Origin of the sequence: Phocaeicola coprophilus DSM 18228 = JCM 13818 (genome assembly GCF_000157915.1) — a bacterium.
GTDB lineage: Bacteria > Bacteroidota > Bacteroidia > Bacteroidales > Bacteroidaceae > Phocaeicola > Phocaeicola coprophilus.
The window spans coordinates 28,303-39,553 of the sequence record NZ_EQ973644.1; the positions used below are offsets into that span (position 1 = coordinate 28,303).

General features: G+C 45.4%; 11 protein-coding genes and 1 pseudogene. 8 read left to right on the forward strand and 4 right to left on the reverse strand.

Annotated features, from left to right (window positions below):
* Window positions 1-25 precede the first annotated feature (25 nt).
* The 4 genes and pseudogenes from BACCOPRO_RS11290 (at window position 26) to proS (ending at window position 5,983) form a co-directional block, all read left to right on the forward strand.
* A complete protein-coding gene (locus tag BACCOPRO_RS11290) occupies window positions 26-2,038 on the forward strand; it encodes an alpha amylase C-terminal domain-containing protein (RefSeq protein ID WP_008143748.1) in 2,013 nt (670 codons plus the stop codon).
* 3 nt (window positions 2,039-2,041) lie between these two features.
* Window positions 2,042-3,196: a DUF6057 family protein gene (locus BACCOPRO_RS11295; protein ID WP_008143750.1), complete on the forward strand. Its 1,155-nt coding sequence runs from the start codon at window positions 2,042-2,044 to the stop codon at window positions 3,194-3,196.
* Window positions 3,197-3,255: 59 nt separating this feature from the next.
* Window positions 3,256-4,284 (forward strand): annotated as a pseudogene (locus BACCOPRO_RS18515) (BF3164 family lipoprotein).
* Between the two features lie 208 nt (window positions 4,285-4,492).
* Window positions 4,493-5,983 carry a proline--tRNA ligase gene (gene proS, locus BACCOPRO_RS11310; protein ID WP_040311445.1) on the forward strand — a complete coding sequence of 497 codons (1,491 nt, stop codon included), beginning with the start codon at window positions 4,493-4,495 and terminating at the stop codon, window positions 5,981-5,983.
* Window positions 5,984-6,065: 82 nt separating this feature from the next.
* On the opposite strand, the gene BACCOPRO_RS18520 is transcribed toward proS, so the two are convergent.
* The gene (locus tag BACCOPRO_RS18520) at window positions 6,066-6,578 is read right to left on the reverse strand and encodes a helix-turn-helix domain-containing protein (protein ID WP_008143763.1); all 513 of its coding nucleotides are present in this window, start codon (window positions 6,576-6,578) and stop codon (window positions 6,066-6,068) included.
* 99 nt (window positions 6,579-6,677) lie between these two features.
* Window positions 6,678-6,965 (reverse strand): hypothetical protein, encoded by a 288-nt coding sequence (locus tag BACCOPRO_RS18525; protein WP_008143765.1) that lies wholly within the window; start codon window positions 6,963-6,965, stop codon window positions 6,678-6,680.
* 162 nt (window positions 6,966-7,127) lie between these two features.
* Here BACCOPRO_RS18525 and BACCOPRO_RS11320 point away from each other — a divergent pair, with 162 nt between their 5' ends.
* Window positions 7,128-7,355, forward strand: a complete 228-nt coding sequence (locus tag BACCOPRO_RS11320; RefSeq protein ID WP_008143767.1) for a hypothetical protein — start codon at window positions 7,128-7,130, stop codon at window positions 7,353-7,355.
* A gap of 11 nt (window positions 7,356-7,366) precedes the next feature.
* A complete protein-coding gene (locus BACCOPRO_RS11325) occupies window positions 7,367-8,146 on the forward strand; it encodes an aldo/keto reductase (protein ID WP_008143769.1) in 780 nt (259 codons plus the stop codon).
* 74 nt (window positions 8,147-8,220) lie between these two features.
* Here the strand turns inward: BACCOPRO_RS11325 and BACCOPRO_RS11330 are convergent, their stop codons facing one another.
* On the reverse strand, window positions 8,221-9,120 hold the full coding sequence (locus BACCOPRO_RS11330) for a DMT family transporter (RefSeq protein ID WP_008143770.1): 900 nt from the start codon (window positions 9,118-9,120) through the stop codon (window positions 8,221-8,223).
* 149 nt (window positions 9,121-9,269) lie between these two features.
* Here BACCOPRO_RS11330 and BACCOPRO_RS11335 point away from each other — a divergent pair, with 149 nt between their 5' ends.
* Window positions 9,270-10,085, forward strand: coding sequence for an MBL fold metallo-hydrolase (locus BACCOPRO_RS11335; protein WP_008143771.1), 816 nt, complete (start codon window positions 9,270-9,272; stop codon window positions 10,083-10,085).
* A gap of 81 nt (window positions 10,086-10,166) precedes the next feature.
* Here the strand turns inward: BACCOPRO_RS11335 and BACCOPRO_RS11340 are convergent, their stop codons facing one another.
* Window positions 10,167-10,448 (reverse strand): winged helix-turn-helix transcriptional regulator, encoded by a 282-nt coding sequence (locus BACCOPRO_RS11340; RefSeq protein WP_040311454.1) that lies wholly within the window; start codon window positions 10,446-10,448, stop codon window positions 10,167-10,169.
* A gap of 161 nt (window positions 10,449-10,609) precedes the next feature.
* Here BACCOPRO_RS11340 and BACCOPRO_RS11345 point away from each other — a divergent pair.
* A partial coding sequence (locus BACCOPRO_RS11345; RefSeq protein WP_008143773.1) for an aldo/keto reductase occupies window positions 10,610-11,251 on the forward strand: 642 nt, incomplete at its 3' end.

Sequence of the window (11,251 nt, forward strand, 5' to 3'; positions counted from 1 at the left end):
ACATTCTCTAAAATTTACTGATACTATGGATGAAGTATTGAAGATTATCAAAAACGATCCTTGGCTGGAGCCGTACGCTGATGCCATAAACGGCCGCCACCAACATGCTATTGAAAAAGAAAAAGAACTGACCGGGAAAAAGACCTTGTCTGACTTTGCAACAGGCCATCTATACTATGGTCTGCATCGTACGGACAAAGGATGGGTTTTCCGCGAATGGGCGCCCAACGCTACAGCTATTTACCTGATCGGTGACTTCAACGACTGGAAAGAAGAACCGGCATTCAAGCTGAAACGTCTGCGCAACAGCGGAAACTGGGAAATTACCCTTCCCGCCAAAGCCATAAAGCACCTGCAACTCTACAAACTGAAAGTTTACTGGAAAGGAGGAGAGGGAGAACGTATCCCTGCATGGGCAAACCGTGTCGTACAGGACGAGCAGACTAAGATTTTCAGTGCTCAGGTATGGGAACCGGCCAAACCCTATAAATTCAAGAAAAAAGTATTTGTACCCAATGTCGCTCCGCTGATGATTTACGAATGCCACATCGGCATGTCGCAGGATGCAGAAAAAGTGGGTACCTACAATGAATTCCGCGAAAATATCCTTCCCCGTATCGCTCAGGACGGATATAACTGCATTCAGATCATGGCTATCCAGGAACATCCCTATTACGGAAGTTTCGGTTACCATGTCTCCAGCTTTTTCGCACCCTCATCCCGCTTCGGTACCCCCGACGAACTGAAACAACTGATTGACACTGCTCACCAGATGGGTATTGCCGTGATCATGGATATCGTTCATTCACACGCTGTAAAGAACGAAGTGGAAGGTCTGGGCAACTTTGCCGGCGATCCCTGCCAGTACTTCTATCAGGGTGACCGCCGCGAACATCCGGCATGGGATTCTCTCTGTTTCGACTACGGAAAGAATGAAGTCATACACTTCCTGTTGTCCAACTGCAAATACTGGCTGGAAGAATTCCATTTCGACGGCTTCCGTTTTGACGGTGTAACTTCCATGCTTTATTACAGCCACGGACTGGGAGAGGCATTCTGCAACTATGGTGATTATTTCAATGGTCATCAGGACGACAATGCAATCTGCTACCTGACTCTGGCCAACAAGCTGATTCATGCAGTTAATCCGCGTGCCATCACCATCGCAGAAGAAGTTTCCGGTATGCCGGGACTGGCAGCTCCGTTCCTTGACGGAGGTTACGGATTCGATTACCGTATGGCCATGAATATTCCGGACTATTGGATCAAGATCATCAAAGAAAGACGGGATGAAGACTGGAAACCGTCAAGCCTGTTCTGGGAAGTAACCAACCGCCGCAAGGATGAAAAGACTATTTCCTACTGCGAAAGCCATGACCAGGCACTTGTGGGAGACAAAACCATTATCTTCCGTCTGATTGACGCCGACATGTACTGGCACTTCAAGAAGGGAGATGAAAATGATGTCGTTCACCGCGGTATTGCCCTTCACAAGATGATCAGACTGCTGACTGCTTCTACCATCAATGGCGGTTATCTGAACTTTATGGGTAACGAATTCGGTCATCCGGAATGGATTGACTTCCCGCGCGAAGGAAACGGATGGTCTTACAAATACGCACGCCGTCAGTGGAACCTGGTGGACAACAAAGAATTATGTTATCACTGGCTGGGCGACTTCGATTCAGCAATGGTTCATCTGCTGGAAAGCGTCAAAAATATCCAGAAAAGTGACGTGGTGGAAATCTGGCATAACGACGGTGACCAGATCCTGGCATACCGCCGCAAAGACTTGATCTTTGTCTTCAATTTCCATCCAACCCAGTCATTTACCGATTACGGTTTCCTGGTACCGCGGGGAGCATACGACGTGGTACTGAATACCGACAACAAAGCCTTCGGAGGATTTGGTAATACGGACGACACCATACGCCATTTCACCTGTGCCGATCCGCTCTATGCCAAAGATAAGAAGGAATGGTTGAAACTATATATCCCGGCCCGCTCTGCCGTGGTATTGAAAAGAGTGAAATCCTGATTCATGAATGAATATGCACATATAATCTATCAGAAGACCGCCCGCATCCTGACCGTGGGGTGCGGTCTTCTGTTTGCTATTTTCAGCTTTGTCTATCTTTATGTGTTCCAACGCGATTCTCTGGAAGCACTTCATTACTCGCTTGCCCAGGGACGGACACATTTCGCTCCGATGGCCAGCGCACTGGTCATCACACTGATCCTGATCCTGTTAAGATGGGGAATCAACAGTCTGCTGGGACTGAAAGGAAAGGTACGCACCTTGTCTTACCTGCCTTCTTTCTTCATTCTGTGGGCGCTGACGGATATCAGCCATGATGTATACCTGTCCTCATCGGTATCTCCATGGCACTGGCTGCTTCCGTTGCTGATCCTGCTTTTTGTACTCCCGGCTTTCTGGCTCCGCAAGACTTTCCGCGCCGAATTAAACGTTGAAGGAAGTCTGATCGGTCTTGTCAACAGCAATGTAGGCATCCTGTTTCTCCTATGTCTGCTGACCGTCTTCATAGGTAACACCAACCGTTCATTCCATCATGAACTATCGGCAGAACACGCTCTTCTGACACGCAACTATAATCAGGCTGTCAAAGTGGGATACCGTTCACTGGAAGCAACCCGTACATTGACCGCACTCCGTGCCCTTGCCCTGTCACATACCGGCCAAATGGGAGACAAGCTGTTTGAATATCCACAGTATTATCATTCCGAAGGACTGTTTTTCGATGATGACTCACTAAGCGTTCTTCGCTATACAAACGACTCCGTATACCAGCATCTGGGAAGCCGTCCGTATAACGGAGAAGATCATTTGAGTTTTCTGCGGCGGATCTGTTATAAGGAAAGCGGGAAGTTTACAGCTTTGGACTATTATCTTTCAGCCTTGCTGCTGGAAAAAGACGTAAATGAATTTGCAGCCACTCTGAAAGATCTGTACGAACCGGCCGACACTTTGCCCCGTTATTATAAGGAAGCCCTGGCCATTTATGCCGACCGCTATCAGACTGATGATCTGGCAGGGAAAGTAGACAGTCTCCTGATAACCCGTTATCAGGATTACAAAGAAAAGAAAAAACAGTTCACTTCACCTACGGAAGAACGTAATCGCATGCGCCGGGAATACGGTGATACTTATTGGTGGTACTTCGATTATCAGCATTAATCCTATCAGATTAAAAACCTCCTCACTGATACGGGAAAACCACAAATCTATATTTGCTTATGAAAAAACTATTGGGAATACTGATCATATTATGTTCATGTTCATCGGGTAAGGAGTATAATGAACCGCAGTTTGTTGAGAAAGAAGAGATAAGAGGAGAATGTCTTTCTGATGACTTGATGATTAGCTACGCCTGCGACATGGCTGTTGATGACCAGTATATCTACATCCTGGCATCATCACAAGGGAAATGGGTGCATGTATACGACAAGAGCGACGGGCAATACAGAGGAAGCCATGTTCTGACAGGACAAGGTCCGGGTGAAGTCCATACGGCCTCATCTTTAACGGTTGATAAAGACAAATTGCAGATATACGACCAGTCTCAAATGAAGTTGCTTACCTATTCCCTAAAAAAAGCAAGCGACAGTTTGCAGATTTCTTTTATGGATGATGTCAGTTTTTCTTCCAACAAAGGCATTGTCCGCCGGGCATGGCTTTTTGCAGACAGTCTGTATCTGTCTGACGGCCAGCTAGGAGCCGAAAATAAAAAGCAAAAGCGTTTTCAGCTGCATGATGGACATTCCGTGATATATTCATATGATGATTTTCCTGTGCAAGGTAAGGACCTGGAGAAAGTATTCCTTTTTCCTTAAATCTGTTTTTCTCCGTCCAAAGATAAAATGGCAACAGGTACATTATATGGTGGTATCCTTGAGATATTCCACTTGTCTGATTCATCCATATCACTGTCGGATGTATACCGGTTTTACGAGCCTTCGGTTTCTTTCAGTTCCGGCGACCTGATTCCGGAAAAAGACATGAAATATGGCTTTTCAGCTATGAGTGCTACCGATGATGTAATCTATAGTGTTTTGATCGGTGACTCAGACCCCAACAAACTGAACAATATTTCCGTATTCGACTGGAACGGAAAAGGTCTGATACGATATAAGACAGACAAGCAAATCTTCAAATTATCTTGCTATCCAGGCAATCCATCCGAGCTGTATGCTCTGACATTTTCTCCTTCAGAAGGCTTTTCCTTATATCTGTACCGGGTTAAGACAAATAATGGCATCCAATAATCAACTGCAAAATGAGCAATATTGCAGAAGGCCCGGTCTTTTTTAAAAACGTTTCGGCGTGTTCACTAAAACAATTAGATGTTTGAATGAACACGCCGAAACGTTTTTCTTTCGATTTTTATCCTGTACAAAGATGGAAATCGTAGGTTTTTGTGTATTTTTGCAGTCTCAAAACAAAGTCTATATAAAATATAACCGCATAATAGTTATGGCAAAAGAATTAAAAGACCTTACCAAAAGAAGTGAAAACTATTCACAATGGTATAATGACCTGGTTGTAAAAGCTGATCTGGCCGAGCAGTCTCCCGTACGCGGATGCATGGTCATCAAGCCTTACGGATATGCTATCTGGGAGAAGATGCAACGCATATTGGACGATATGTTCAAGGCAACCGGACACGTGAACGCTTATTTCCCGTTGCTGATTCCAAAATCATATTTGAGCCGCGAAGCAGAACATGTAGAAGGTTTTGCCAAGGAATGTGCCGTAGTCACCCACTATCGTCTGAAAAATGCAGAAGATGGTTCAGGAGTAATTGTCGATCCAGCTGCCAAACTGGAAGAAGAACTGATCATCCGTCCGACTTCAGAAACCATTATCTGGAGTACTTACAAGAACTGGATCAACTCATACCGTGATCTCCCCATCCTGTGCAACCAGTGGGCCAACGTCATGCGGTGGGAAATGCGTACCCGTCTGTTCCTCCGTACAGCTGAATTCCTGTGGCAGGAAGGACATACAGCCCATGCTACCCGTGAAGAAGCTGAAACTGAAGCTCAGAAGATGCTGCACGTATATGGTGACTTCGCTGAAAAATATATGGCCGTTCCGGTTATCAAAGGTGTAAAATCTGCCAACGAACGTTTCGCCGGTGCACTTGATACTTATACGATCGAAGGTCTGATGCAGGACGGAAAGGCACTGCAATGTGGTACTTCTCATTTCCTGGGACAGAACTTCGCTAAGGCATTCAATGTACAGTTCGTAGACAAGAACAACAAGCTTGATTATGTATGGGCTACTTCATGGGGTGTATCTACCCGTCTGATGGGTGCTCTTATCATGACTCATTCTGATGACAATGGTCTGGTATTGCCTCCGCATCTGGCTCCGATCCAGGTAGTTATAGTTCCGATCTACAAGAACGACGAACAGCTGAAGCAAATCGATGCCAAGGTTGAAGGTATTGTTGCCAAACTGCGTGAACTGGGCATTTCAGTGAAATACGACAATGCAGACAACAAACGTCCGGGATTCAAGTTTGCTGACTATGAATTGAAGGGTGTACCTGTACGTCTGGTGATGGGTGGCCGCGATCTGGAAAACAACACGATGGAAATCATGCGCCGCGACACGCTGGAAAAAGAAACCCGTACCTGCGAAGGCATTGAAGAATATGTAAAGAACCTGTTGGAAGACATTCAGAACAATATCTACCAGAAGGCTCTGAACTATCGGAATGCTCATATTTACAAAGTGGATACATACGATGAGTTCAAGGAACAGATCGAAAAGGGTGGCTTTATCCTTGCTCACTGGGACGGAACTCCGGAAACAGAAGACCGTATCAAGGAAGAAACCAAAGCTACAATCCGCTGTCTGCCTTTCGAAGCTGATGAAGAAAGCCTGACTCCGGGTGTGGATATGGTTACAGGAAAACCGTCTGCCCGCCGCGTATTGTTCGCCCGCGCTTATTAATCAACATGATATGAAGAAAAAATCCCCGTCATTGACTGCCTGTCAGTGACGGGGATTTCATTAATGAAATACTGTGCAGCTATTACTTGCGTAAACTCTCGCAATATTGAGAGGGAGTCATGCCTGTCTGTTTCTTAAACATCCGGCTAAAGTGCTGGGAATACTCGAATCCCAACTCATAAGCCACTTGCGCAATGGGCGTACCGGAAGCAAGTTCATTTTTAGCAAGCTGAATGACATATTTGCGTATGTGTTCGCTTGCCGTACTACCCGTCATCTTCCTGAACATATCACCGAAATAATTGGCCGACATACAAAGCTTGTCAGCGCAATACTGCACGGTAGGCAAGCCGAGTGCCAGTTGCTGCTTTTCATCAAAATAGTGCTGCAACAGGTCGTTGAACCTTGTCAGTACATCTGAGTTCTCCAATTTTCGGGTAACGAACTGCCGGTTGTAGAAGCGCTGACAGAAGTTCAGTACCAGTTCGATATATCCCACTACAATAGAATCCTGCAATTCATCACGTTTCTTTTGCAGTTCCTCACGTATCTGCCGCATCAATGAAGATAGAATATCGTGTTCCTCATCAGTCATATGAATGGCTTCGTTTATGCGATAATCAAAGAAAGAATAATTTTTGATGGACTTTTCAAGCCGAGTGCCGTGCAACAAGTCAGGATGGAAAAGTAGTGCCTAGCCCGTCAGCATCACCTCCTCGCCATTGTCTTCCTTGCCACCTATCTGTCCGGGAGCCACACAGATAACCGTACCTTTCTTATAATCATACTTGCCGCAACCGTAAGACAAGTCTATTTCTGCCTCATCATGAAAGAAAATTCCATAGATACTGTAATTATTCAGGCAATGGCGCACAGGAGATACTTCCGCATAATCGATAACACAGACCAGCGGATGCCGGTTCTCGTATCCGACGTAATGGCTGTAATCTCCTACATTCCTGATTTTCATAATCTTTGCCATAGTTCTTCTCTTTGAGTTTCAACAGGAACAAAAATAGTGTTTTTCCGCCATATCAATGAATAGCATCATGCAAAATCAGTAAAAAAGGCACAAACCTCCCACTTATCGTTACATGCACCTTCGGCAGAGCCGGTAACTTTGTTCTGTCAAATAAAAAAGAGAATGATGAACAGATTACCTGATATTCCTACAAATATATATGAGGACGAAATCATTGATTTTCTGGCAGAACGTTACCATTGCACCCCGAAAGAAATCATGCAATGCTTTCTCGCACAGAATGGTATGACACAGAATACGAATGAAAAAACGAACTCATTCATTCTGGAAGAAAATGAGATGGAAATATTAAGAGGACTGACAAAAGATTTTTTAAAAAACGAACTTTAAAAAGCAACAAAATGGACCGAAGAAGCTTTCTGAAACAGGCATCCGCTTACGCATTGGCGACAACCTGGACAATGACAAACCTTGAGCAGATATTTGCCGCAACACCACCTGCAAAAAGAAATGAAACAAGAGAACCAGGCAAGAGTATGGAGCATCGCAATTTAGGTGGAATGGAAGTTTCTGCCATAGGCTTGGGATGCCTGCCAATGGTAGGTTATTACGGTGGCAAATACGATAAGAAAGAAGTGCTGCATTGGGGTCTGTCCGAGGCGAGTGCCCGCTCCATACGCAGGGCGCACAGCGTATGCCCGCTTTCCGCAGTACAGAGTGAATACGCCATTTGGTGGCGAGAACCGGAAACAAAAATATTTTCCACACTTCAGGAATTAGGCATCGGTTTTGTTCCATATTGTCCGTTGGGCCGTGCATTCCTCACAGGCATTATCAACGAGAACAGTCGTTTTCAAAAGGGGGACAGGCGGTACAACCTTCCACAATTCCAGCCGGAAGCCCTCAAGCACAACATGCCGTTGGTCTATCTTGTAGAGGAATGGGCAAAGCACAAAGGTGTCACCCCTGCACAGTTTGCCTTAATATGGATGCTCTCACGCAAGCCATGGATAGTGCCCATACCAGGAACGACTAATCCCGACCATCTGGACGATTTCCTTGGTGCAGCCTCTGTCCGGCTGACGCCCTATGAAATGGAAGAATTTGATGACGCTTACGCCAGAATTGATCTGATGGGACATCGTGCAGACCCATTCACAGAAAGTCAGATAGACAAATAATAAACAATTAAAAGCAAAAAAATCAGCTAGAATGTTTTGGTACAGAGGGTATATCAAATCTGTATATTGTTTATCTACAACCGCTCCACCATATAGACTCCGCCCAGAATCAACACCGCTCCCAATAAAGCTGTTGATGTAATCGGTTCGGAAAGAAATACATGGGAAGCCCAAACTGCCACAAGCGGATTTATATACAGGTAGTTGGAAGCCCTTGAAGCTCCGATTATCCGTACACAGGCGTTCCAGGAGATATAACAAAGCATGGAAGCCACAATGCCCAAAAACAACAGATTGATATAAACTGCCGGAAGCCCCAAACGGTCAGGATGGAAAGAAGAAGAAACAAAGGGCAAATAAAGGAACAGAGTAAGCAGACCATAAAAGAAAACTTTACGGGTAATGAACAGGGTAGAGTAGCGGTTGCCCATCCGACGGAGTATCAAACTATAAAAGGCCCAGGAAAGAGCTGCAACCAAAGTCAGACAATCGCCCAAAGGATTCAATTTCAGAAGTACGCTTCCATTGAATACAACCAGGGCAACACCGGACAAAGCGACCAGCGAGCCTATGACAAATCCTTTCCGCAGTTTCTCCCGGAAAAAGAGACTGGACAACAGTACAGTCAGCACCGGAGTGGTACAGACAATCAGAGATACATTGGAGGCCATGGTAATCTCCAAAGCAGAATTCTCTGATATAAAATAGAGTGATCCGCCGGTCAGTCCTGCCAGCAAAAAGAAACCTTCGTCACGCCAGCTGTTAGCCAGCATTTTCCGATGGCAGACGGCAAGCAAGCATACATAGGCCAGTGAAAAACGGTAAGTAAAGATTTCAACGGGAGTCAGTCCGTGATTAATCAATGATTTTGTCGCAATAAAAGTAGATCCCCAGATACTGACCGTCAGAATGGCAATCAGGTGAAACCAGGTCTCCTTATTCCTCGCACTCAAATACATAAAGTCCAGATACATTTTTTAAATTCCGCGCAAAGATAACAGGTATACGTTTTTCTCCTTCCTTTTTACCTGAATATTTTTCACCGGCTTCATCCGCAGGAAAGAAGACTGTCGCAAATCTTTGCTACCTTTGCAAAATAAAACAAATCCACAGCTTCTTGAAAATGAAAAATAAGAAAAATGAACTGATCATGCTGGGTACGGGAAATGCCGCCGTCACCCGTTGTTATAACACATGTTTTGCATTACGCACCTCTCAGGGAACTCTGCTGGTTGATGCCGGAGGGGGCAATGGCATCCTGATTCAGCTGGAAAAAGCAGGGATTGCCATTTCTGACATTCACAACCTGTTTGTTACTCACGCACATACCGACCATATACTTGGAGTCATCTGGATAATCCGCACGATTGCCCAACACATGCAGCAGGGTAAATACGAAGGTATCTTTCGGGTATATGCCCATGATAAAGCCATACAGGTCATTGACTGGATATGCCGGATGACTTTACCCGGAAAAATCGTAGCTTGCCTGGGAGAACGCATTCTGCTTTGTGAAGTAAAAGACGGGGATGCACTGGAAGCTGCCGGCATGAAACTGCAATGCTTTGACATCCTGTCTACTAAAGAAAAGCAATTCGGCTTCCGGGCTATTTTACCGGACCATCAGATTCTGACCTGTCTGGGAGACGAACCCTACAATGAAACCAACCGAAACTATGTGGAAGGAGCGGACTGGTTATTATGTGAAGCCTTCTGTCTCTATGAAGACCGGGAACGTTTCAAACCTTATGAGAAACATCACAGCACAGCTCTCGATACCGGAAGACTGGCCGCCCAACTGAATGTGAAACACCTGCTGCTTTACCACACGGAAGACAAAACCCTGGAAACGCGTAAAATGAAATATACCGAAGAAGCGGGCAAACACTTCAAAGGAAGCATCTTCGTCCCGGATGATCTGGAACTGATCGAACTATAGTTTTCCCGGCCTGGCATGAAACTCACTGACGAGCTTCATACCAGGCCCGATGCTCTTCTCCCCAGTCATCCAGCGCATCAATCATGGCAAGAGACTGCGGCCCAGCTCTGTCAGACTATATTCACTGCGCAACGGAATTTCGGCATACACTTTCTTCTCTACTATTCCATGTTCTTCCAGTTCTTTTAACTGCTGGTCCAACACCCGGGGAATTGCTTCCGGTATCTCTCTGTGTAACTCACTAGGCCGTTTGGGGCGTTCCCTCACAGCATCAATCAGACAAGGTTTCCACTTGGCTCCGATAATCCCCATTGTGATCCGGATCCCACACGACAAATCTAAAGGCAGTTTTCGCTGATACATTGATTTTTTATTTGCAAATTTAACCAGAAATCAGAAACTTCAAACAGACACACATACCCATAAATTTATCAGTATCTGATTCTTTTTACGGGTATTGCCGGATACAGATCCCTGCCGTAACTTTGCAGAAGAATTAATTACTGAATAAAAATTATCCGATCATGAATTACAGAATATTAGGAAAAACCGGGTTCAAGGTCAGCGAAATCTCACTTGGAACCTGGCAGTTAGGATCAAAATGGGGAGAACCCTTCGATGCAGACAAGGCCTGGAAAACCCTGGAAGCAGCCTGTGAACAAGGTATCAATCTGTTTGACACCGCCGACATCTATCAGGATGGCAATAGTGAAAAAACAATCGGAGAATTCCTGAAAAACAAAAAGGAAAAGATTTACGTTGTGACCAAATGCGGCAGAAAACTGAACCCGCATGTCGCCTCCGGATATAATGCCCGAAACATCCGCCAGTTCATCCATGATTCACTCCAGAACCTGCAAAGGGAACAACTGGATTTGGTGCTGTTGCATTGCCCGCCATCCGAAGTTTACCAGAAACAAGAAGTTTTTGATGAACTGAACCGCCTGAAACAGGAAGGCCTCATCGCCCACTACGGTGTAAGTGTAGAACGGATTTCTGAAGCACTGGAAGCTTTGAAACAGGATATATCAGCCATTGAAATTATCTTCAATATGTTCCGTCTCCGCCCCGCGGAAGAGCTGTTCGACCAGGCACAGCAGAAACAGGTAGGAATTATAACCAGAGTCCCGCTTGCCAGCGGATTACTGACAGGGAAATTTACGGAG

What these genes read in the sequence shown, in the direction of transcription:
- BACCOPRO_RS11290 (WP_008143748.1), top strand. Translation starts at nt 26, where the DNA reads ATGGATGAAGTATTGAAGATTATCAAAAACGATCCTTGGCTGGAGCCG.
- BACCOPRO_RS11295 (WP_008143750.1), top strand. Translation starts at nt 2,042, where the DNA reads ATGAATGAATATGCACATATAATCTATCAGAAGACCGCCCGCATCCTG.
- proS (WP_040311445.1), top strand. Translation starts at nt 4,493, where the DNA reads ATGGCAAAAGAATTAAAAGACCTTACCAAAAGAAGTGAAAACTATTCA.
- BACCOPRO_RS18520 (WP_008143763.1), bottom strand. Translation starts at nt 6,578, where the DNA reads ATGACTGATGAGGAACACGATATTCTATCTTCATTGATGCGGCAGATA.
- BACCOPRO_RS18525 (WP_008143765.1), bottom strand. Translation starts at nt 6,965, where the DNA reads ATGGCAAAGATTATGAAAATCAGGAATGTAGGAGATTACAGCCATTAC.
- BACCOPRO_RS11320 (WP_008143767.1), top strand. Translation starts at nt 7,128, where the DNA reads ATGATGAACAGATTACCTGATATTCCTACAAATATATATGAGGACGAA.
- BACCOPRO_RS11325 (WP_008143769.1), top strand. Translation starts at nt 7,367, where the DNA reads ATGGACCGAAGAAGCTTTCTGAAACAGGCATCCGCTTACGCATTGGCG.
- BACCOPRO_RS11330 (WP_008143770.1), bottom strand. Translation starts at nt 9,120, where the DNA reads ATGTATCTGGACTTTATGTATTTGAGTGCGAGGAATAAGGAGACCTGG.
- BACCOPRO_RS11335 (WP_008143771.1), top strand. Translation starts at nt 9,270, where the DNA reads ATGAAAAATAAGAAAAATGAACTGATCATGCTGGGTACGGGAAATGCC.
- BACCOPRO_RS11340 (WP_040311454.1), bottom strand. Translation starts at nt 10,448, where the DNA reads ATGTATCAGCGAAAACTGCCTTTAGATTTGTCGTGTGGGATCCGGATC.